The organism is Faecalibacillus intestinalis (assembly GCF_003024685.1).
In the GTDB taxonomy this organism is placed as follows: domain Bacteria; phylum Bacillota_I; class Bacilli_A; order Erysipelotrichales; family Coprobacillaceae; genus Faecalibacillus; species Faecalibacillus intestinalis.
In genome coordinates this window covers 1-22,420 of record NZ_PYLQ01000024.1, presented here as the reverse complement: position 1 = coordinate 22,420, position 22,420 = coordinate 1, and the positions used below count along the sequence as shown (strand labels likewise).

The 22,420-nt window shown below is 28.4% G+C and carries 23 protein-coding genes; 4 read left to right on the top strand and 19 right to left on the bottom strand.

Annotated features, from left to right (window positions below; translation table 11 throughout):
* Positions 1–72 precede the first annotated feature (72 nt).
* Entirely contained in the window at positions 73–504 is a 432-nt protein-coding gene (locus C7U54_RS12595; protein WP_022001772.1) for an RrF2 family transcriptional regulator, read from the top strand.
* Between the two features lie 53 nt (positions 505–557).
* Here C7U54_RS12595 and C7U54_RS12590 read toward each other — a convergent pair whose 3' ends face one another.
* Positions 558–1,397 (bottom strand): tRNA 2-thiocytidine biosynthesis TtcA family protein, encoded by an 840-nt coding sequence (locus C7U54_RS12590; protein ID WP_107030521.1) that lies wholly within the window; start codon positions 1,395–1,397, stop codon positions 558–560.
* Between the two features lie 129 nt (positions 1,398–1,526).
* Between C7U54_RS12590 and C7U54_RS12585 the strand changes: the two genes are divergently transcribed.
* On the top strand, positions 1,527–2,063 hold the full coding sequence (locus tag C7U54_RS12585; RefSeq protein ID WP_107030520.1) for a hypothetical protein: 537 nt from the start codon (positions 1,527–1,529) through the stop codon (positions 2,061–2,063).
* Positions 2,064–2,088: 25 nt separating this feature from the next.
* On the opposite strand, the gene C7U54_RS12580 is transcribed toward C7U54_RS12585, so the two are convergent.
* Both C7U54_RS12580 and cysK read right to left on the bottom strand, forming a co-directional pair.
* On the bottom strand, positions 2,089–3,390 hold the full coding sequence (locus C7U54_RS12580) for an O-acetylhomoserine aminocarboxypropyltransferase/cysteine synthase family protein (RefSeq protein ID WP_107030519.1): 1,302 nt from the start codon (positions 3,388–3,390) through the stop codon (positions 2,089–2,091).
* 125 nt (positions 3,391–3,515) lie between these two features.
* Positions 3,516–4,448, bottom strand: coding sequence for a cysteine synthase A (gene cysK, locus C7U54_RS12575; RefSeq protein ID WP_107030518.1), 933 nt, complete (start codon positions 4,446–4,448; stop codon positions 3,516–3,518).
* A gap of 163 nt (positions 4,449–4,611) precedes the next feature.
* Here cysK and C7U54_RS12570 point away from each other — a divergent pair, with 163 nt between their 5' ends.
* Positions 4,612–5,517: a serine O-acetyltransferase gene (locus C7U54_RS12570; RefSeq protein WP_022001767.1), complete on the top strand. Its 906-nt coding sequence runs from the start codon at positions 4,612–4,614 to the stop codon at positions 5,515–5,517.
* A gap of 28 nt (positions 5,518–5,545) precedes the next feature.
* On the opposite strand, the gene C7U54_RS12565 is transcribed toward C7U54_RS12570, so the two are convergent.
* The 16 genes from C7U54_RS12565 to C7U54_RS12490 form a co-directional block, all read right to left on the bottom strand.
* Entirely contained in the window at positions 5,546–6,055 is a 510-nt protein-coding gene (locus C7U54_RS12565) for a GNAT family N-acetyltransferase (protein WP_107030517.1), read from the bottom strand.
* A 9-nt stretch (positions 6,056–6,064) separates the two neighbouring features.
* Positions 6,065–7,423, bottom strand: coding sequence for a sodium-dependent transporter (locus C7U54_RS12560; RefSeq protein ID WP_107030516.1), 1,359 nt, complete (start codon positions 7,421–7,423; stop codon positions 6,065–6,067).
* 87 nt (positions 7,424–7,510) lie between these two features.
* Entirely contained in the window at positions 7,511–8,875 is a 1,365-nt protein-coding gene (locus C7U54_RS12555) for an aminopeptidase (RefSeq protein WP_107030515.1), read from the bottom strand.
* A 43-nt stretch (positions 8,876–8,918) separates the two neighbouring features.
* On the bottom strand, positions 8,919–10,073 hold the full coding sequence (locus C7U54_RS12550) for a hypothetical protein (RefSeq protein ID WP_107030514.1): 1,155 nt from the start codon (positions 10,071–10,073) through the stop codon (positions 8,919–8,921).
* 50 nt (positions 10,074–10,123) lie between these two features.
* The gene (locus C7U54_RS12545; protein ID WP_032089915.1) at positions 10,124–11,809 is read right to left on the bottom strand and encodes a phospho-sugar mutase; all 1,686 of its coding nucleotides are present in this window, start codon (positions 11,807–11,809) and stop codon (positions 10,124–10,126) included.
* 73 nt (positions 11,810–11,882) lie between these two features.
* Positions 11,883–12,365 (bottom strand): Cys-tRNA(Pro) deacylase, encoded by a 483-nt coding sequence (ybaK, locus tag C7U54_RS12540; RefSeq protein WP_107030513.1) that lies wholly within the window; start codon positions 12,363–12,365, stop codon positions 11,883–11,885.
* A gap of 70 nt (positions 12,366–12,435) precedes the next feature.
* Positions 12,436–12,705 carry a phosphocarrier protein HPr gene (locus C7U54_RS12535; RefSeq protein ID WP_022001400.1) on the bottom strand — a complete coding sequence of 90 codons (270 nt, stop codon included), beginning with the start codon at positions 12,703–12,705 and terminating at the stop codon, positions 12,436–12,438.
* Between the two features lie 164 nt (positions 12,706–12,869).
* Complete coding sequence (locus tag C7U54_RS12530) at positions 12,870–13,928, bottom strand: class I SAM-dependent methyltransferase (protein ID WP_022001399.1); 1,059 nt, start codon at positions 13,926–13,928, stop codon at positions 12,870–12,872.
* A gap of 3 nt (positions 13,929–13,931) precedes the next feature.
* Positions 13,932–15,371 carry a hypothetical protein gene (locus tag C7U54_RS12525; protein WP_022001398.1) on the bottom strand — a complete coding sequence of 480 codons (1,440 nt, stop codon included), beginning with the start codon at positions 15,369–15,371 and terminating at the stop codon, positions 13,932–13,934.
* Positions 15,372–15,458: 87 nt separating this feature from the next.
* On the bottom strand, positions 15,459–16,658 hold the full coding sequence (locus C7U54_RS12520; RefSeq protein WP_022001397.1) for an ATP-grasp domain-containing protein: 1,200 nt from the start codon (positions 16,656–16,658) through the stop codon (positions 15,459–15,461).
* Between the two features lie 16 nt (positions 16,659–16,674).
* Positions 16,675–17,412 (bottom strand): esterase family protein, encoded by a 738-nt coding sequence (locus tag C7U54_RS12515; protein ID WP_107030512.1) that lies wholly within the window; start codon positions 17,410–17,412, stop codon positions 16,675–16,677.
* Between the two features lie 46 nt (positions 17,413–17,458).
* Entirely contained in the window at positions 17,459–18,607 is a 1,149-nt protein-coding gene (locus C7U54_RS12510; RefSeq protein WP_022001395.1) for a hypothetical protein, read from the bottom strand.
* 85 nt (positions 18,608–18,692) lie between these two features.
* A complete protein-coding gene (locus tag C7U54_RS12505) occupies positions 18,693–19,181 on the bottom strand; it encodes a GNAT family N-acetyltransferase (RefSeq protein ID WP_022001394.1) in 489 nt (162 codons plus the stop codon).
* A gap of 9 nt (positions 19,182–19,190) precedes the next feature.
* Positions 19,191–19,889, bottom strand: a complete 699-nt coding sequence (locus C7U54_RS12500) for a DUF554 domain-containing protein (protein WP_107030511.1) — start codon at positions 19,887–19,889, stop codon at positions 19,191–19,193.
* A gap of 91 nt (positions 19,890–19,980) precedes the next feature.
* Entirely contained in the window at positions 19,981–20,376 is a 396-nt protein-coding gene (locus C7U54_RS12495) for a hypothetical protein (protein ID WP_107030510.1), read from the bottom strand.
* Between the two features lie 260 nt (positions 20,377–20,636).
* A protein-coding gene (locus tag C7U54_RS12490; protein WP_107030509.1) for an IS3 family transposase occupies positions 20,637–21,748 on the bottom strand; the annotation gives its coding sequence in 2 pieces (ribosomal slippage) (positions 20,637–21,502 and positions 21,502–21,748; 1,113 coding nt in all).
* Positions 21,749–21,833: 85 nt separating this feature from the next.
* Here C7U54_RS12490 and C7U54_RS12485 point away from each other — a divergent pair.
* Positions 21,834–22,420, top strand: a 587-nt coding sequence (locus C7U54_RS12485; RefSeq protein ID WP_146137639.1) for a transposase, incomplete at its 3' end; no start/stop codon positions are given.

Below are 22,420 nucleotides of genomic sequence, written 5' to 3'. Positions count from 1 at the left end.
TTTTTATTTAATTCATATAATTTCTCTAGGAATTATCTAAAAAAGATGTTATAATAGACAAGAGGTGGTCATATGAAAATATCAACAAGAGGGCGTTATGCTCTAAGATTAATGATTGATTTAGCCCAAAATAAAGAACAGGGGAATATATCGCTTAAAGATGTTGCTAAAAGACAAGAAATTTCTATCAAATATCTTGAACAAATAGCTACTCCTTTAATTCGTGCAGGACTTATTAAAAGCGTTAGAGGTGCCCAAGGTGGATATTCTCTTACAAGAGATATTAATAAATATACAGCAAAAGATATTTTAGTCGCTGTTGAAGGTCCAATCGCTTGTGTTGCCTGTTTAGAAACTGAACCTAATCAATGTCCTCGTTATAGTGAATGTTTAACTCTTCCTTTTTATAAAGGACTAAATAAAGTTATTACTGATTATTTAGAATCCTATACTTTAGAAGATCTTGCTGATTTACATGGATATCAAATTGAATATATTATCTAATAAACATATCATTGATATGTTTTTTTATTTAAAAATCGTGTATTTCTACACGATTAATCATCATAATGTTCTAAAAACAGATGTTTTCCCTCATCATCTTTATAAGCCATAATTGTTTTTAAATTGACATTTTCTACACTTTTAAAAATATTTCCTTCAACAAAAGGATTTACTTTCTTTAAATCCTTAATTAATTGTTTAATTTCTAAACGTTTAGAAGCATTTTCTTCATCATGAGCATCTTGATTTTCTTCAGTAAATTTACATGCACATTGTAAAAATGTTAATTCATGTTCATCTCTCCATGCCTTAATATCATCTTCACGAATAAGATACATCGGTCTAATAAGTTCCATTTCTTCAAAATTCAAACTATGAAGTTTAGGCATCATTGTTTGAATTTGTGCTCCATAAAGCATACCCATTAAAATAGTTTCAATAACATCATCATAGTGATGTCCCAAAGCAATCTTATTACATCCTAATTCCTTTGCCTTCGCATATAAATGTCCCCTTCTCATTCTCGCACATAAATAACAAGGAGATTTTTCTATATTAAAAACAGAATCAAATATTTGTGAATCAAATATTTGAATTGGAATATTTAATTTTTTCGAATTATCAATAATCATTTGTCTGTTTAATTGATTATACCCAGGATCCATCACCATAAAAACAAGTTCAAATTCAAATTTATTATGTCTTTTTAATTCTTGAAAGAGTTTAGCCATCAACATAGAATCTTTTCCACCAGAAATACATACAGCAATTTTATCTCCAGGTTTTACTAATTCATATTGATTAATAGCCTTACAAAAAGGTCTCCATAATTTTTTCTTATATTTTTTTTGAATACTCTTCTCTACTTCTTTTAAATACTCCAAATTATCCATCTTTTATCCTCACTTTCTCTATTTATAAAAACAAAATTCATATCTAAAGTCAAATATTTTCAAATAATTCACATAAAAAGTTCAAATTCAATTCATATTGATATATAAAATGATAGCGAGGTGATAATTATGGCTGAAAGATTTAAATTCAACGATGAAGAAGAAAATATAGATGAAAACGATAATCAACAGGATGATTTAGAAAAAGAATATTATGATAATACTGATTATTCCTATACAAAAAGTAAAAATAAAAAAAGACCTAAAACAAAAAAGGTAACAAGAAAGAAGACAAAAACAAAAGTGAAAAAGAAAAAAAATGGACGTTCTAAAGTTTCTACTTTCTTTATCACGTTACTTATTTTACTTTTAATTATTGGTGCAGGAGTTGGTGGGTATTTTGCATATGAACATTATCAAGATCAACAAAAACAAATTAATCAATTAGAAAAACAAGTAGATCAACAAAATAGAATAAAATCAGACAAGTCAACATCTACAAAAAAGGAAATCCAACAAAAAGAATCTTCTTCATCTAAAAATGAAGAAAGTACATCAAGTGATAATACAACAAACAGCGATGAAAATGATTCATCACAAAATACAACCGATGATTCTTCATCAAATGAAAATACAAATTCAGATTCAACAACTGAAACAGAATAAAAAAAACTTGGCATTTGCCAAGTTTTTAAATTTGATCTAAAGCTTCTTTTAAATCAAATAAGATATCATCAATATGTTCTGTACCAATTGATAAACGAATTGTATTAGGTTGAATTCCAACATCAGCTAATTCTTCTTCTGTTAATTGTGAATGTGTAGTTGTTGCTGGATGGATAACTAATGATTTAACATCAGCGACATTAGCAAGTAAAGAGAATACTTGTAAATTATCAATAAATTTATGAGCTTCTTCTACGCCACCTTTAATATTGAAAGTAAAGATTGATCCTCCACCATTTGGGAAATATTTTTCATATAAAGCATGATCTGGATGATCTGGTAATGAAGGATGATTTACTTTTTCTACTGCTGGATGTTGTTGTAAGAACTCAACAACTTTTTTAGTATTTTCATTATGACGATCAATTCTTAAAGATAATGTTTCTGTACCTTGTAATAATAAGAATGCATTGAATGGAGAAATTGTAGCTCCTGTATCTCTTAATAAGATTGCTCTAATATAAGTAACGAAAGCAGCTGGTCCTGCAGCTTCAGTAAATTTCACTCCATGATAACTTGGGTTAGGTTCACTGATCCATGGATAATGTCCACTTTTAGCCCAATCATAAGTACCACCATCAACGATGACACCACCTAAGCTTGTACCATGACCACCAATAAATTTAGTAGCACTATGAACAACGATATCAGCACCATGTTCAATTGGTCTAAATAGATATGGTGTACCAAATGTATTATCAACAACAACTGGTAATCCATGTTTTTTAGCGATTGCACTAATTGCATCGATATCAGGAATATCACTATTAGGATTTCCTAAAGTTTCTAAATAAATTGCTTTTGTGTTTTTTTGAATTGCATCTTCAACTTCTTGTAAATTATGAGCATCTACGAAAGTAGTTGTAATTCCATATTGAGTAAATGTATGTGCTAATAAGTTAGAAGTTCCCCCATAAATAGTTTTTTGAGCAACGATATGTTCACCTTGTCCTGCTAAAGCTTGAATAGTATAAGCGATTGCAGCTGCTCCAGAAGCAACAGCTAAACCTGCTACCCCACCTTCTAAAGCGGCAATACGATCTTCAAATACACCTTGTGTAGAGTTTGTTAAACGTCCATAGATATTTCCAGCATCTGCTAATTCAAAACGAGCTGCAGCATGTGCACTATTTTTAAACACATATGAAGTAGTTTGGTAAATAGGTACTGCTCTTGCATCTGTTGCTGGATCTGGTTGTTCTTGTCCTACATGTAATTGTAATGTTTCAAATTTAAATTTTCTATCTTCTCTTTTAGTTACTGCCATTTTAATTTCCTCATCTTTCTTTTGTATAAATATTATATATTGTTTTATGAATAAATAAAACTATTTACACATTCGTCCATTACGGAAATTATGTCTTAATTCTTCAATCATTCAAATTCCCCTATCTAATCTTGAATTAAAGGTGTTGATAAATAACGATCTCCACCATCTGGTAATAAGACGACAATTGTCTTCCCTGCATTTTCTTCTCTCTTGGCTAGTTCTTTAGCTGCATATAATGCTGCTCCTGATGATATCCCTACTAAGATTCCTTCTGTCTTTGTCATTTCTTTCCCTGTCGCAAATGCATCTTCATTTTCTACTGTAATGATTTCATCATAGATCTTTGTATCCAATGTCTCTGGTACAAATCCTGCCCCGATCCCTTGGATCTTATGTGCTCCACCTTTCCCTGTTGATAATACTGGTGAGCTTGCTGGTTCTACTGCCACTACTTTTACTTCTGGATTCTTTTCTTTCAAGTATTTCCCAATCCCTGAAATTGTTCCTCCTGTTCCTACTCCGGCTACAAAGATATCTACTTTTCCTTCTGTTTGTTCATAGATTTCTGGTCCTGTTGTTTTATAGTGTGCTGTTGGATTCGCTGGATTTTCAAACTGTCCTGGAATGAAGCTGTTTTCGATTTGTGATGCCAATTCTTTTGCTTTGGCGATTGCTCCTTTCATTCCTTCACTTCCTGGTGTTAAGACTAATTCAGCTCCATAAGCTTTCATAAGATTTCTTCTTTCTACTGACATTGTTTCTGGCATTGTAATAATGATCTTTAGATTCAATGCTGTTGCTACGGCTGATAGTCCAATTCCTGTATTTCCACTTGTTGGTTCAATCAATGTTGTATTTTCATTGATCAATCCTTTTTCTAGTGCTTCTAGGATCATTTCTTTGGCGATTCTGTCTTTGACTGATCCTGCGGGATTAAAGTATTCTAGCTTTGCTAGAACATCCGCTTTCAAATCATCTTTCTTGATTAAGTTGTTTACTCTTACTATTGGTGTATTCCCTACTAGGTCTAAAAAACTGTTTTTTACTTTGCTCATATTTACTTCTCCTTATTCCTATGGATTTAGTATGATTTAACTATATACTATCATTTCTTCTTTGTCAATAAAGATTGTATACATTTTTATATTTTATTATTCAATAATTTGAACATAATCCTATTTTTTGATACTATATTTATAATAAAAATGGAGGTTAATTATGAAGTTAGATACTGTTATTGATGATATTGTTGAAAGTTATCAAAAACACAATGATATTTCTAAGGTCGATACAATTAGACAGCCTGATAAAACAATTATCATTGATATTCTTGAACGTTTACAAGATATTATTTTCCCTGGCTTCTTTGGAAGAAAAGGTCTTAAAAGTGATTATGTTAAATATTATTTAGGTGATCAAATTCAAATCATTTATAATGATTTAAAAAATCAAATCTTACTTGCCTTTGACTATTGTGAAAACTGTAAAGATGCTTGTAAAGAAGAGGAAGCAAGAGATAAAACATTAGCTTTTTTGAAGACAATTCCCCAAATAAGAGAATACCTTGCTACAGATGCACAAGCAACATTTGATGGCGATCCAGCCGCTATTTCTATTTCAGAAATCGTACTTTCTTATCCAGGATATTATGCAATTATGGTCAATCGTATTGCTCATGAATTATATAAATTGAATATTCCACTAATCCCTCGTATTATGACAGAACATGCGCATAGTTTAACAGGAATTGATATACATCCAGGAGCAACACTTGGTAAATATTTAATGATTGATCATGGAACTGGTATTGTTATCGGTGAAACTACTGTTATTGGTGAACATGTTCAAATTTATCAAGGGGTTACTTTAGGAGCTCTTTCTACTCATGGTGGACAAAGTTTAAAGAATGTAAAAAGACATCCTACAATTGAAGATAATGTTACAATTTATTCTAATGCTAGTGTATTAGGCGGAGATACTGTTGTGGGTGAAGGATCTGTTATTGGAGGAAATACTTTTATTATTAAATCTATACCAAGTGGTACAATTGTCAATAATAAAGCAGTTATGAGATTTAAGTATTCAAAAACATCTGAAGATTTTAATCAAAATGAATTCGAATAAAAAAACAGGTTGTCAATTGACAACCTTTTTAAATGATCTTTTCATATAAACTTGCAATAACTGGTTTTCCATAATCCATTATTTGATGACCTTGTAATAAAAAACTACATTTTTCATAAAGACAAATAGCTGGCTTATTAGATGATAATACATCTAAACGGATGGATTTTTGTCCATCTTTTTTTGCTATTTTTATAATTTGTTTTAATAAATATTTTCCACATCCTCTATAATCTGGATGAATACAAAAGCGATGTATAATTGTTACTTCTTCATCTTCAGCATAAATTTGCCAATAAATATTTTGATAACATTCTTCATATTCATGATTTAAAACAATTGCACCAATAATTTTTTCATTTTTTTCTAAAACGTAAAGTGTTTGTTGTTCTATATCTAAAAGAACAATTTCTTTGGTTGGATAAACTTCTTTACGCCAGCCTATATCATATGCACTATCTTCCATCATATCACTAACAAGATGATATAATTCCATAATTTCATTTAAGTCATCAACACATGCAAGTCTTACTTTCATTTTAAACTCCTATATAATTCCATTTATAAAAACAAAAATAACAATGATTGGTAAGATTATTGTAACATAAAATTTAACCCAATGTGGAACTTTTAATCCTTTACCTATGTTTGCTTCTTTTTGATAGTTTTCAAATCCCCAACCATATTTAGAAGTACAGAATAATAAATAAACAAGTGATCCTAACGGTAATAAGAACTGACTAACAATAAGGTCTTCTAAATCTAAAATTGTAGAACCTGTTCCTAATGGTTGAATACCACTTAAAACATTAAATCCTAATGCACAAGGTAATGATAAAATACTAATCACTATAAAATTAATAACAACCGCTTTTTTTCTTTCTATATTTAATAATTCCATTGTACATGCAATAATATTTTCAAATACTGCTATTACAGTAGAGAGTGAAGCAAAAGACATAAATAAGAAAAATAAAGCACCCCATATTTGTCCTCCAGCCATCGAAACAAATACATTAGGTAAAGTAATAAAAATTAAACTAGGCCCACTATCTGGATTAATACCAAATGAAAAACATGCAGGAAAAATAATTAATCCAGCCATAATAGCTACAAAAGTATCTAGTACTGCAACATTCGTTGCTTCTTTTAAAAGCGTTTGTTCTTTATTTAAATAACTTCCAAAAATAGCCATTGATCCAATTCCAATACTTAGTGTAAAAAATGCTTGATTCATTGCTGAAACAATGACATTCATTAAACCAATTTCAGAAATCTTTTGAAAATCAGGATATAAATAAAACTTAACACCTGCCATACCACCATCTAATAAAACACCATGAATTGCTAATACAACAATTAATCCTAATAAACCTATCATCATAACTTTAGTAATACGTTCTACTCCATTTTGAAGTCCCTTAGAACAAATAAACATACCTAAAGCAACTACAACAATCATCCAAAAAACATTTGTTGAAGGACTAGCTAAAACTTGTGAAAAAACATTTTGAACATCTGCTGTTGATAATCCATTAAATTGACCTGTTAAAAAATTATAAAAATATTTTAACATCCATCCTGAAACTGTCGTATAAAAAATCATTAAACAAATATTTCCTAGTAAAGACATATAACCATGTAAATGCCATTTTTGATTTGTTTTTTCTAATACTTTAAAAGATTTTACAGGACTTTTTTTACTTGCCCTTCCAACAGAAAATTCCATACTTAAAATAGGTACTCCAATTAAAAGAAGAAAAATAAGATAAAATAAAACAAATATTCCTCCACCATTTTCTCCTACAACATAAGGAAATCTCCAAACATTTCCTATACCTATTGCACATCCTGCAGAAAGCAGAATAAATCCAATTCTTGATTTAAATTGTTCTCTTTCTTTCATAAAAACCTACCTTTTCTAACAATACAATCATCATATCATATTGACGAAAAAATAGATAATAAAAAATACTTCAAAATGAAGTATTTTTTAAGCATCTTTTAAGAAAACTTTGTAAGCTTGATATGTTTCATAAACATCTACTTTACTTACAATTTCCATTGGTGCATGCATATTTAAAACAGCAATTCCAGCATCAATAACATCCATATTATAATTACCTAAGATATAAGCGATTGTTCCGCCTCCACCTTGGTCAACACGTCCAAGTTCAGCGGTTTGATAGTGAATATTAGCATTATCCATCACTGCACGCACTTGTGCTACATATTCTGCAGAAGCATCGTTACTTCCACTTTTACCTCTTGAACCAGTATATTTATTAAAAACAATACCATTTCCAAGATATGCTGCATTTTTTTTATCATTAACATTTACAAATAATGGATCAACACCAGCTGAAACATCACTTGATAACATTTTTGAACGAGACATTGTAAGTCTTGTTTGTACAAAACTATCAATTCCCATTTTTAATAATAATTCTGCAACTGTATTTTCAAAGAATAATGAATGCGCTCCAGTAGCTCCTACTGAACCAATTTCTTCTTTATCTACTAAAATAGCACAACTTGTATATTCACTGACATTACTATCTAAAATAGCTGTAAGTGAAGTATAAGCACAAACACGATCATCATGACCATATCCTGCAACCATTGAACGATCCAAACCATAGTCTCTTGCTTTACCACTTGGTACAACTTCAATTTCAGCAGATACGAAATCTTCTTCTTCAATATCATATTTTTCTTTTAATAATTTTAAAACATTCGCTTTAACAGCATCTTTTTCTTCACCAAATAATGGCATATTTCCTAAAGTAACATCTAAGTTTTCTCCTTCAATAACTTTAGCTGCTTTTTTATCTAATTGATCTGCAGATAAATGAATTAATAAATCACTAATTCCTACAACTGGATCATTTTCATCTTCACCAATGACAACATCAACAACAGTTCCATCTTTTTTACAAACAACACCATATAAAGATAAAGGAATTGTTACCCATTGGTATTTTTTAATTCCACCATAATAATGTGTATCAGCTAAAGTAAAACCTTCTGATTCATATAAAGGATTTTGTTTTAAATCCATTCTTGGTGAATCAATATGAGCCCCTAAAATTCTCATACCTTCAGTAAGAGGTTTTTTACCAATAATAAATAAAGCAATATTTTTTCCTCTATTTGTTACATAAACCTTGTCCCCTGATTTTAAGGTATCAAATGATTCTAATGGTTTAAAACCTTTTTCTTCAGCTAATTTAATAGAATCTTTAACACAGGCACGTTCAGTTTTATTTTTTGAAATATAATGTTTATAACCTTCATTATAATCAAATACTTCATTTAATTGATCTTTATACTTTTCCCAAGTATTTTTAGCGTACATAATCTCCATCCTCTCTTTAATACTCAAAAATTATAACACTTATTTATTCAAAATGTTCAATTATTTTTATTTTTAATAGATGCAGATTTTGATCCGTTATCATTTGATAATGACAATCAAATTCATAATCACGGTTCACAATCTCTTTTACTTGATTTTCATCAATAAAATCATATTCTGCACTTATTTGTATAAGTTTAACAAAACCATCTTCTTTTATTAATAAACTTACATCTTTTGATTCAATCAAATCTAACAATGATAAAACAAATTCAATAAATTGAATATGATTATAAAATTCATCTTTACTAATCATAATACACATATTGACTTTAGATGACATTTGACTCAAATGCGTTGTAAGTGATAAATCAAATAAATCATTTCCTGTATAAATGACAATATTCACATTAGATACGCGTTCAATATACGAATCAATGATTTTATATACTTCATCTTGATTTTGTGTCTCTAAATATTTTTTTATAGATAACATATAATAAGTTAATGAATGTTCTAAACGATAGAGTTCTTCTTTTGTCCTTTTCATCATATCATATGTAATATTTTGATATTTACGTTCTTCTAACTGTTTTGTAACTTTTTCTTTTTCATTATTAGATTCTTCTAAAAAAGCAAAAAATGTTAATGATAAAAAAACAACAAATATACACAAGAAAATAGTCATAATTGTTTTAAATGTATAACTGCCTTCCATGATTATTCTACCCTGTAAATTTAAAATCAATAAACAAGCTGTCAAATTCATCATCACTAAAACCCAATATTTATTAATAAAATAACGATATCTTTTTTGATATCTTATAAAAAGAACAGATAATAATAAATGATAGATTTTAGCTTCTACGGCCGCTAATAATAGATAATAATGACTTATAAACATCAAGGGTAACAATGCACTCAAGGTAATTAAGAGTTCATTAAATATACACATAAATAAATTATATATATATTCTTTTCGAGTAAAAAATAATAATAAAATATTCCAACATATAATATAAGCAATGGCTAATGGTGCATAATTCGCATCAAAATAGTCACTTATTATTTCTATAGAAAAAGTCATTAATGTATTCAAAACAAAATAGAGTTTTTGTTTTTTAACATGACATAATCGACTTAAAGAATAAGAAACAATAAGTGCTTCTACTAAATTAATTATAAACTTAATTAGCATTTTTATAAAAAAAGCAATTCATTTTTTATGAATTGCTTTTCTTTCATTTTCTATTCACCAATAATTTCCATCATTGCTTTATGGAATACTTCCGTTTTACTAGCGGCATCATCAGCATCGCTGCCTTTGATTGAGAAATAGAATTTACATTTAGGTTCTGTACCTGATGGTCTTGCTGCAATCCATGAGCCATCTTCTAAGTAATATTTTAATACGTTAGATTTTGGTAATTGAATAGTTGTTCCATCAGAACAAGTACTATTTCCATAGTCTTCAACTTTTACAACTTTAACACCACCAATTTCTTGAGGTGCATCTTTTCTTAAATTATCCATGATTTCTTTAATACGTGCAGCTCCTGCAGCTCCTGCTTTAGATAAAGCAATTTGAGTTTCTTTAAATGTACCATGTTTAGCATATAATTCATTTAAAACATCAACTAAATCTTTACCTTGTTTTTTATAGAAGTTACCTGCTTCTGCAGCAGTTAAAACAGCTTGCACTGCATCTTTATCTCTAACGAAATCTTTAATAACACATCCATAAGATTCTTCATAACCAAATACAAATGTTTTTTCATGAGTTTGTTCATATTTACGAATCTTATCACCAATAAATTTAAATCCAGTTAATGTTTTTTCTACATCAACACCATAACTTCTAGCTACTAATTCACCTAAATCAGAAGTTACGATTGTATTATACATAACTGCATTATCAGGTAATGTTCCTTTTTCTTTCATTTGGCTTAAAATATATTCCAAATAAACAGCTGCAGATTGGTTACCTGACATTAAAACATATTCACCATTATGTTTAGCAACAACACCTAATCTATCACCATCTGGATCAGTAATAACTACTACATCAGCATCAACTTCTTTTGCTTTTTTAATCGCTAATTCATAAGAAGCTGGTACTTCAGGATTTGGAGATTTTGTATTAGAGAAATCTGGATCTGGTGCACATTGAGCTAAAACTGGTACAAGATCATATCCAAGTCTTGTTAGACATGTTCTAACTGCAATATTTGATGTTCCATGTTGTGGAGAGAAAACAATTTTAAAATCACTTTTATCCATTCCTGGATTAACTTCAATTGCCATAACTTCTTTATAATAAGCTTCATCTACTTCTTCACCAATCCATGTCATATATGGATAAGCTTCTTCATCAGAGAACACTTTAATATTTAATTCATCTTCTACTTCATTTACATATTGTACAACTTGATCAGCTGCTTCTGGTAATAATTGGCATCCTGTATCATCATATACTTTATATCCATTATGTTCTTTTGGATTATGACTTGCTGTAATCATGATACCACCAGCACATTTTAAATAACGCACTGCAAATGATAATTCTGGTGTTGGACGTAATGATTCAAAGATATATGATTTAATACCATATGTTGCTAATACTTTTGCTGATTCAATCGCAAATTTATAAGACATATGTCTATTATCATATCCAATAGCTACACCTCTTTCTTTACCTTCTGGTAAAGATGCAATGTATTTAGCAAAACCAACATTTGCTTTTTGAATAACATAGATATTTAATCTATTTGTACCTGCACCTAAGATACCTCTCATCCCTGCTGTTCCGAATTCAACATCTGTATAAAATGCATCTTCCTTTGCAGTTTCATCCATTGATAATAATTCTGCTTTTAAAGCAGGATCCAAATCTTCTTTACTAACCCATTTTTGATACTTTTCGTTATAATTCATTTTTACCACCTCTTAATATAAGTATATCAAAGCTCTTTGTCAAAAACCATAGAAAAATGTAACCGTTTTCAAATTATTTTCGTATAATATCTCCCATTTCGACATTTAAGTATGCCAAAATATCTTGAACCCTAACAATCATTTGAAAACCACGCTTTCCTGCTGAAAAAGCAACTTCATCGACATTTAAAATACTTTCATCCATATACGTTGGAAATTGTTTTTTCATTCCTACTGGAGAACATCCTCCTCGCATATAACCTGTTACAGGTAATAAGTCCTTTTGATGGATCATTTCTACGTTTTTTCTACCTGCTAATTTAGCAAGCTTTTTTAAATCAATTTCTTCTAAAACAGGAACACAACATACAAGATATTCATTATGGTTATCATGTAAAACAAGTGTTTTAAAAATAGCTTCTGGCACCATATCTACCTGACTTGCTACATGTCTTCCATCTAAATGATCTTCATCATATTCATATTCCTTTATCGAATAAGCAATCTTTGCTTTATCCAACATTCTAAGCGCATTTGTTTTAAACTTCTTAGCCATGATTTACACCTCTGAATTCATTATAGCATAAAAAAAGGGAATCATGTTGATTCCCTTTTCATTAATGCTATTATTCAGCAACTTTTTGTTCTTTGATTACTTTAGCAATTGAAGCAATTACATCTTCTTCGTCATCACCTTCAGCTACGATAGTAACTGTAGCTTTAGTAGGAACACCTAAAGACATAACTCCCATGATAGATTTTAAGTTTACTTCTTTATCATTATAAACTAATTTAATATTGCTAGTGAATTTGCTAGCTTGGTTTACTAAGATAGTAGCTGGTCTAGCATGTAATCCAACTGGATCAGATACTACGAAAGATAATTCTTTTGCCATTATATGACTCCTCCTTAAAAATTTCTATGATACAATTATAGCATCATATTTTTAGAATTTCTAGAGATTTTCTAAAAAAATAAAGCGTTTACATATTCAAATCAAATTTAGTCGATATATACTACATTTTTTTAATTTATAAATTAAAAAAACAGGAAATTTTTTTAATTTTCCTGTTTCATATCATTTTTTCTTGCTATTACCATAAATTTATGAGTAGTAATTTCATAAAATTGGTTCTTTTTGATTTTCTTTAATACATCGGCATAGAAGTTCATAAATTGCTCATATTTTTCCACTCTTTCAGGAGAAATACTCTTCATAAAAGCAAGAACTGCTGATAAAGAATGAAAACGAATATGTCCTACATCTTCATAACTATCAACAATATCAAATCCTATCTCTGTAAGAGTTAACTGACAAGCTTCTTTATTCCATTGTCCTTTTAATTTAAACGGAATAAACATATTAATAATTTCTTTATAATTGTCACTTCCTAATTGATCAACAACTAAATAACCACCTGGTTTTAAAATACGATACATTTCAAATTTATCATAATTAGATAACTCATTAACAACAACATCTAATTTTTCATCTTTAAAAGGCATTTTCCCTTGTGAAGTAAAAGTTGTTACTTTGACACCTTTTTCTTCTAAGGTTTCTCTTGCTTTTGTTGGATTTAATTCTACAGAATACGTAATTGGTGGTAATTTTTCAAATTGTGAAGTAAAATTTCCACCATCTACTGATATAACAGCTAAATGATTTTCTTCATTTAAATAATCTTCAATTATTCTATGTGGTTCATAACTAGGAATTGTTTGTTGCATGAGCTCTTCGCCTTGATTTAAAACAGCTTGTTCTATTTCATTTTTTAATTCTTCACTTTCAACAATATCCTTTTTAAAACGAAAATTAATATAATAATAATAAACAATTTGTGAAAGAGCATCACTAATAACTCCTACCGCAATAAAACCTAACAATTGTAAAAACCACATTGTAGAAAATGCTTTTTCCACAGAAACAATCATATAACAAAGAAATGCTACAAAAATAATTGAAAACTGATTACGATAAACAAACTTTGAATGGTATCTTAAAAAATAACGTACATTTGACATCTTTCTTGCTTGTCTACCTTCAATTTCAGCAAACACTAATCTTAAAAAGATAAGTGTAATTGCATAGAAAACTAATAATACAATATAATATTCCATAGATTACCCCTTATAAATTAAATTTCCTTCCAAATCATAATATGCTTTATGATTTTTCTTTCTTAAATACTTACCATTATATAATTGATATTCTCCTTCAAGAGAAAATACAGATTCACCTTTTTCCATATCATATAAATATGTTGTTCCACTTTTATTTAATAAAGCATAAACTTTACCATCAAATTCAAAAGCTTGACTTTCACCCATGAAATAATCATGAATATCTATTTTTCCTTCAGTATTAATAATTTCATACTTACTATTTGTTTCATAGGCTGCATAATATCCTTCTCCAATAGATTCAATCTTTACATAATTTTTAGATTGTTTTTCTCCTTTAGAATTCATTAAATAATACTTTTCACCATCTTTAGAAACAACCGCCACTCCATATTGATCAAAATCTTGAGCATCTTTATAAATTGTTTTAATTGCTTCTTTACCATTAAAACCATAATATTGATATCCTTTATTTTGAACATATACTGGGAAAATATGACCGTGTACCGAAGCAACATTAGGATTTAACTGGATACCTTTAACATCTTTTTCTTTACCATCTTTAGTAAATTTATGTGGACCATAAATATAACTTGCATTTTTAGATAAATAATTATTTACATCTTTATAATAACTTGTCGCTACAACATCCTTTTTACCATCTAAAGATAACAATCTTATACCATCCTCATTTTTTAAAATAAGTGATGAATCTTTGAATTTTACAGAATCAACTTCTATATTCTTTTCAAATTTAACCTTTCCTTTTAAAGAAACATACGCTAAGTTTATTTGTTGTTGATCATATAAAACAAAACCTTTTTTATAATCATTAGCGACAATTTTATATTGCCCTTTTAATTTAATAGTTAATCCTTCTTCATCAATTTGACTATTTGAAGAAGTATCAAAAAGTACAGTTTTATCTTTATATGCTACTGTAATAAATGAATCATGATAAATTCCAGCATAATTGATTGCTTTTTTAGAAGTAGTTACAACTTCACCTTCACTATTTAAAACAGAATATTTTTTATTCTTATAGATAACAGGTAAATCATACATATAAATTTTTACCTTTTTACTATCTTTATATAATTCCTTCCCTTGTTGATCATAAATTGTATACTTGCCTTTAGCATCTTTAGCAACAATCATATTTTCAACAACGGATAATGTTGTTCCTTTTTTATATTTAATTAATTTTTTACCATCTGTTGAAATGTATTCATATTTTTTATCATGAACAACCACGTATCCTTCATTTTCTACCTTTTTATAAGAAGAATAAATAAACTTTGTTTTTAAATCTCCTTCTAATGTACATAAAGCATATTTATTATTTTTTTCAACAAATAATGTTTGTGTTATTGATTTACTTGAACAACCTGTTATTGTAAGCATCATGATAAGCATGCATGCTAGAAACTTTTTTTTCATAACGATGACCTCCTTGGTATGTTTATTATAACATAATAATGAGTTTATGAAATATTTATTAATTGTTCATGAACTATAAAAAAGGATTCAAAACGAATCCTTTTTTTCTAATACATATTTAATCATTTCTTGAATTTCTTTTTCATTTTTTGCTCTTAATAAATAAACCTGATTTCCCATTGCCGCTGCTAATGCATCAGGTACAATTTCATGAGAAATAAGTTGATCTTTAAATTTCATACGTATTTGTTGACTATGATGTTTATATTTTAAACCATCTCTTCTTCCAGCATATCCAATACAATATTGTTGTTTAGGTTCAATAAAACAACGATCATAAATCAACATATCCGCAAAGATATCATAGACATTTGCGTTATATGAATAATTCATCATATCTGGAATATAGGCTCCAGGTGCTCTCATATTGACTTCTAAACCAACAAGATCTCCTTTTTTTCCTAAACCCGCTTTATCTTTACCTAATCTAAAGAATTCAAAATGGAAGAATTTTTGTTTAGCGTCAAATGCTTTAACAACACGACTTCCTACTTCTTTAATATCACTACCTTCAACAATTTGTCCATAAAAAGCAGTATCTCCACCTTCATTGACCGTATCCATAATAGATTCCATCATCACATGACTTGTACAAATCAAAATATTTCCTTGACTATCAGTAATACCATCAAAAGTTTCTACAAGACCATCAATATATTCTTCTGCAATAAAGCTAATATTTCGATCCCAATTCTTTAAAAATTCCTTAACTTGTTTGTTATTTTTTAATTTATATGTAAAAGAAGCACCCACACCATTATCTGGTTTTACAACAATTGGAAAACCAACTTCTTTACAAAAATCTAAAAGTTCTTGATCATCTTTAAATACTTTATATCTTGCTGTTGGAACATTTGCTTTCTTATAAACATCTTTCATTTTTGATTTAAATTTCATCACTTCTAATTTTTTTGGTCTCAACCCATGATGAATATTAAAATCTTCTCTTAACTGAGCTTCTAATTCAAGCCAAAATTCATTTTGTGATTCAATATAATCAATGCGTCCATATTTCCCAATAAAAAATCCCATTGCACGATAAACTTCATCATAATTTTGAAGATTATTTACACGATAATATTCTACTAAGCTTTCCTTTGTTTCATTTACTAAATCATCATAAGGTGCATCTCCAACCCCTAAAACTGTAACACCTCTTTCTCTAAGTGATTTACAAAAATTCCAATAATATGTTGGAAAATTTGGTGAAATAAAGACTAAATTCATATTTCGATTTCCCCCTTTATAAAATATGTCCTAAAAAATAGGGTAATTGTTTACGCCACCAAGGCCAATCATGGTTGACATCGCTTCCCCAAAAGTCACACCATGCATTGACACTTAAACGATCAAATGTTTCTTTCATTAATCCTGTTGATTTAACCATTTCATCTTCCCATGCACCTTGTCCACAACAAAGAATAATATGTCTTTGATTGTATAAATCAACATAAGGATGATTTCTTGACATCCCATTTAAGTACTTTAAAGGACTATTATTATAAATATTTTCATCAACATATTGTCCAAAGAAAAGATCAGTATCATAATATCCACTTAAAGCAACACAACCCATAAATAAATCAGGTCTTCGAAGCATCATATTTGTTGCATGTGTTGCTCCTAAAGAACATCCTGTCGTATAAATCATCTTTCCTGTACCATTAATTTCTTTTATTCTAGGCACTATTTCATCACAAATATAGTAATAAAATTGTTCTAATAAATAACTACGACGTGCTTTGTCTCCCATTTCATCAGAATAACTTTCTTCATCAATGCTTCCGACACAAAACAATTGTACATAACCATTTTCTATTTTATCTTTGATCACATCGACCATTCCAAAATTTTCATAATCTTGAGGATGACCATCTTGTGATGGAAATACAAGAAGTGGCACACCACTATGTCCATAAACGATAAAATCCATATTTCTATCTAAACATTGACTGTATTCACTATAGTATCTTTTTTCCATAAAAATACCTCCTACTACTTTTATTGTAGCACAAAGTATTCCCTATTTAAAAACCAAATATTTTTAATCTTAGTTTTTGATTCATCATCAATGATAAAGTTAATTTAACTGTTTCTCTTCCTAATTTTGCTTCTTGACAATCCTTCATAACTATTTCTAATAATTTCATTAAAATAAAATATTCTTTTGAATAATGAATCTTTAATTCACTAACGAATGATTCAAAAGGATAAAGTTGGTAGTCTTTTTCCATTAATAAAATTATTCTTTCTACTTCTAAAAGAGATTGATTAAATGATAGTTTTTCTTTTAAATCATCATATACTTCTTTCAAATTATTGAAATATTTCATTAACCCCACTGGTATTTTTTCTATTTTATCTTTATAAACTAAAACATCTGTAATATTTAAATCTAAATAATCTTCACTTTCAGTAAAAGGTATATAGGCTATTTGTTCTTTTAAATAATTACGATCAACTTCTTTAGAGATAGTAGCCCATTCTTCATCAAAATCTTTTTGATAAAAATCACACAATAATAATAAAGGTAATACAATTGATTTTAATTCGATGATTTCTTTTAATAATTGGAAAACAATTTCCTTATGTTCTACTTCTATTTTTTCTAACTGTTGACTAAAAATCAATACTAAAAAGTGTTTTAATAAAGCATATTGATCGTCTTGACATTCCTTTTGATATTGTTTAATTAATTCTTCTATTATTTTTAAAGAATGTTCCATCTCTTGATTTTTATCTTCTAATAATCGAAATGTTTCCTCTTTGCCAAATAAATAAAAATAGACCTCTATCGCTGATAAAAAATCATAATGTTCTTCTAAATAGCACTTATCCCAATTACCTTTATGTAAATACCAAAGGTCTGTTTTATATGCGGAATAATGTTGATCCAAGACCGTATTTAACCAACCTACAGTTTTCATTTGATCAACAATTATCCCATTTTCTACTTTTTTTAAAACAGCTAAAGCATATGTAATTTTATGATAAATACAACTCTTTTCTATTTCACAATTTTCAAAATAACTATAATCAAAATCTTGATAATCTTTAACATCCTTTAAAACAATTATTTCTTGATTTTCAAAAAGAACATTTTCTTTTTTCATGATTCCTGCATAATGCAATATATGTTTATATTTTTCACTATATTCTCTATATATTTGATCCATATTCATTCCCCTTTATTCTATATTCTTATTCTATTCCTAAATAACCTTTTCGTCATTGGACAAATAGTACAAAAAAAGAGAAATATTATATTTCTCCACGACAATCAATTACCATATCATTCCATTTAGCATTTCCATGAGTAGATGCTGAAACTTTTACAAATTTAAAACCACAACTTTCATAAAAAGGAATAAGATGATCTTTACATGTCAAAATAAATCCGTCTACATCATTTTTTCTTTTCTCTACATATTCCTTTACCATTTCTCTAGCATAACCATGTCCTCTATATTCAGGTAAAATGCAGACTGAAAAAATCATTTGATATTTTCCATTTTCTTGATGTAAAAAAGCATTTTCGTACATACTATCTGGTAGATTACATTCATTATTTCTTAGACCACCAATATAACCGATTGCTTGATGATCAATATAAAAAATTTCAAATCCTTCATGATAAACTGTTAATCTTTCTTTTAATGATTGGTAACTTGCTGCCTCTTGTATAGGAAAACAGGTTGTTTCTATATGATAAAGTAATTCTAAATCTTGTATCGTTACTTGTTTTAACATGATTTTCTCCTAAATCATGGCATAAAGACCAACAAAAGGCATGACTAAAATAAGTGCAGGAACAAGATTCATCGCTCTTACATCTAATATTTTAGAAACAGTTAACCCTGTAATCATTGTAATGACACCACCACAAGCCTTAAAATCAGCAATCATTGTTGCACTTACAAATGGTAAGATTGCTTTTGCTAGAAAGAAACATGCAAGTAAAATAAGTAATTGTGGAACACATATTAAACTTTGTGCGTAACCTAAAGCAGCTCCAAATAAAACAGCTGTAAAAAAATCTAAAACCGATTTAGAAATTAAAACAGATGCATCACCTGACATTCCTTCTGTAAGAGCTCCAAATAATCCCATTCCAGACATTGAAAACATCAAAACAACTAATAAATAAAGATGCATATATTCTTCTTGATTACCTTCCATATGAAAAGGTAGTTTATCTAATAAAAACGCAAAGATATCATGAACATGATCATATAAATGACATAGTTCACCAATAACAAAACCTAAAATAATAGCCATAATAACCATTGGTAATGTCTTTACTTGAATGACTGACATTAATCCAATTGTTACTGAACAAATCCCAAAAACCTTTGGTAGTTCTTCCATTAAATGTTTAGGTAAAACTTTTTTAATAAGCCCTCCAATAAAAGTGCCTATAAAAACAGCACATACATTTGTTAAAACGCCAACTGGCATAAAATCACCACCTTAGCTTCTATTATAACAAAACATAAATGAGTTGCACATAGAAAATTATGTACACCAACATATAAAAAAATTGTTAGATCTATATAAGATTTAACAACATGTAAAACAATTCTTTAATTTTATAAGTATTTAATATACCCCATATAATCAAATAAAAGGAAATACAAATGATCGTAAAACCTACTAATCCACCAATTTGAAAATAATACCAAAAACCAAAAACAATGCATGCTATTAATAATATTATAAATCCACATTTCTTTTTGTACTTCTTTATATAATCATTTACTATTGGTAAATGATAGATATTTATTAATAAAGCAAAAATGACTAACCCATTAAACATACAATTTATAAAATTATCCGTTCTAATAATAGAAGTAGACAATATCAAACAACATAGAACAATCATTGTAATCTTAAATAAACTATTATTTAAGATTACATCAATCTTCACTTTTACATGATTTTTCATATAACACTTTCCTTTTTATTTTGATAGTGTCAAAAATCTATATTAAATAGCGTAAATACACTACCTTCCAATTTATCTACATAAACAATAAAATGATTACTAAGATATACTTTTAAGCGTCAACCAAAATCTAACGAAAGGATATTTCATCATGCAAAGTATAACACATTTAATTGATTCTATTGAATCTTTTTCTAAACAAAATTTTAAATTCTCTCAATATTTTCAACCTTTGAACCTCTTAAACAGGATCCCTGACTCTATTTCTGATCATTTGAACGATATTCAATAGGTGTCTTATATTCTAGTGAACCATGAATTCTAATATTGTTATACCAATTTACATAATCAAACAATTCTCTTTCTAATTCTTCAAAATCATTAAATATTCTATTAAATGCAAATTCTGTTTTTATTATCTTATAGGTTGCTTCTGCTACTGCATGATCATATGGACATCCTTTAGCGCTAAGTGACCTATCTATTTTAAAAGTATCTAGTACTTCATCTATAATATTATTTTTAAATTCATTTCCTCTGTCTGTATGAAATATTTCAATTTTATTTAAATCATATTTTATTGTAGTTATTGCTTTTCTAACCAAATCAGCATCCTTATGTTTTCCTGCTGCATAGCCTACAATTTCCCTGTTATATAGATCTAACATTAAACATATGTAGTTCCATTTTCCTGCAACATTGACATAAGTTAAATCACTTACAATTACTTTCATTCTTTCTTCTTGATTGAAATTTCGTTTTAACTTGTTATCTATTTTATCGTTATTGCATGTCTGTTTATGCACTTTATATTGTTTGACTGTGTACGTATTTTCCTTCATGATACGTCTAATTCGTCGCTTACTGGCTATAATACCTTTTTTCTTTAATTCAACTTTGATTTTTCTAAATCCATAGTTATTACGACTATTTTTAAATATTTCTTTAATATGTTGTGTTAGTTTTTCTTCTTCTGCGTTATATTTTTTTGCAGGTTTATTTTTAGCGTAATATAAAGATGATCTTGAAATATTGAGTAATTTACACATCGCGCTGATTGGATATTTATACGAATTGGATAAAATAACATTTATTTTCGTCCCATAATCAGCGCTGCTTGCTTTAAAATATCATTTTCCTTTTTTAATCGTTGATTTTCTTTACGAAGCTTGATTAATTCATTTTCTTCAGGAGTTCTGTTATCTTCTGCTTTAAATGAACCTGAATTATTGTATTTATTGATCCATGATGATAAAGCTGATGGTGTTAACTCATACTCTCTTACAAGTTCAGCCCTTGGTTTTCCACTATTATACAATTCAACAATTTTCTTTTTAAATTCATCAGTGTAATTTCTTCTTTCTCTTGCCATTTTGGTTACCTCATTTCATTTTTATTTATTATAAACAGTTCTCTTTAGAATTGTACAATAAAGTGTAACCTATCCACCTGTAAAGATGATTACTTATGTTAAAAGATATAAATGCATTGACTGTAATGCTTCTTTTTCTGATGTAAATCCTATTGCTTATGGTGATTGGTCTTTTACTAGAACAGCTATCTTTTCTATTCTAAACAGGTTAAAACCTTATAATGCTACTTATGCTTCCATTGCTAGAATGTTTGGTGTTTCTTCTACCAGAATCATGGAAATATTTGATACTTTTGTCAGAATTAAAAGACATAGCCTTCCTAGAGTTCTATTGATTGATGAATTTCATTTCTCTAGAAACTCCAAATATAAAATCCTTATGAACTTTGAAAACAATTTGATTATTGATATCGTTGAATCCAGAACTCATGATATCATGTCCGACTATCTATTTAAGATTGATTTGGAAGAAAGAAAAAAGGTCGAATACATATGCACTGATATGAGCTTTATATTCAAACCCTTACTAAAGACATATTTTCCAAATTCGACCTTGCTTGTTGACCATTTTCACGTTACCAGACTAATAAATGATCAACTCAATCATACTCGAAAAAGAATTATGCGTAAATATGCTAAAAATAAAAAATCCAGAGAATACAGATTATTGAA

Coding starts and splice junctions, on each gene's coding strand:
- C7U54_RS12515 (WP_107030512.1), bottom strand. CDS start 17,412: ATGGAAAAAAGATACTATAGTGAATACAGTCAATGTTTAGATAGAAAT.
- C7U54_RS12570 (WP_022001767.1), top strand. CDS start 4,612: ATGAAGTTAGATACTGTTATTGATGATATTGTTGAAAGTTATCAAAAA.
- ybaK (WP_107030513.1), bottom strand. CDS start 12,365: ATGGCTAAGAAGTTTAAAACAAATGCGCTTAGAATGTTGGATAAAGCA.
- C7U54_RS12500 (WP_107030511.1), bottom strand. CDS start 19,889: ATGCCAGTTGGCGTTTTAACAAATGTATGTGCTGTTTTTATAGGCACT.
- C7U54_RS12535 (WP_022001400.1), bottom strand. CDS start 12,705: ATGGCAAAAGAATTATCTTTCGTAGTATCTGATCCAGTTGGATTACAT.
- C7U54_RS12495 (WP_107030510.1), bottom strand. CDS start 20,376: ATGAAAAATCATGTAAAAGTGAAGATTGATGTAATCTTAAATAATAGT.
- C7U54_RS12545 (WP_032089915.1), bottom strand. CDS start 11,809: ATGAATTATAACGAAAAGTATCAAAAATGGGTTAGTAAAGAAGATTTG.
- C7U54_RS12510 (WP_022001395.1), bottom strand. CDS start 18,607: ATGGATCAAATATATAGAGAATATAGTGAAAAATATAAACATATATTG.
- C7U54_RS12560 (WP_107030516.1), bottom strand. CDS start 7,423: ATGAAAGAAAGAGAACAATTTAAATCAAGAATTGGATTTATTCTGCTT.
- C7U54_RS12550 (WP_107030514.1), bottom strand. CDS start 10,073: ATGCTAATTAAGTTTATAATTAATTTAGTAGAAGCACTTATTGTTTCT.
- C7U54_RS12565 (WP_107030517.1), bottom strand. CDS start 6,055: ATGAAAGTAAGACTTGCATGTGTTGATGACTTAAATGAAATTATGGAA.
- C7U54_RS12530 (WP_022001399.1), bottom strand. CDS start 13,928: ATGGAATATTATATTGTATTATTAGTTTTCTATGCAATTACACTTATC.
- cysK (WP_107030518.1), bottom strand. CDS start 4,448: ATGAGCAAAGTAAAAAACAGTTTTTTAGACCTAGTAGGGAATACACCA.
- C7U54_RS12580 (WP_107030519.1), bottom strand. CDS start 3,390: ATGGCAGTAACTAAAAGAGAAGATAGAAAATTTAAATTTGAAACATTA.
- C7U54_RS12520 (WP_022001397.1), bottom strand. CDS start 16,658: ATGAATTTAGTCTTTATTTCACCAAATTTTCCAACATATTATTGGAAT.
- C7U54_RS12585 (WP_107030520.1), top strand. CDS start 1,527: ATGGCTGAAAGATTTAAATTCAACGATGAAGAAGAAAATATAGATGAA.
- C7U54_RS12595 (WP_022001772.1), top strand. CDS start 73: ATGAAAATATCAACAAGAGGGCGTTATGCTCTAAGATTAATGATTGAT.
- C7U54_RS12555 (WP_107030515.1), bottom strand. CDS start 8,875: ATGTACGCTAAAAATACTTGGGAAAAGTATAAAGATCAATTAAATGAA.
- C7U54_RS12525 (WP_022001398.1), bottom strand. CDS start 15,371: ATGAAAAAAAAGTTTCTAGCATGCATGCTTATCATGATGCTTACAATA.
- C7U54_RS12505 (WP_022001394.1), bottom strand. CDS start 19,181: ATGTTAAAACAAGTAACGATACAAGATTTAGAATTACTTTATCATATA.
- C7U54_RS12590 (WP_107030521.1), bottom strand. CDS start 1,397: ATGGATAATTTGGAGTATTTAAAAGAAGTAGAGAAGAGTATTCAAAAA.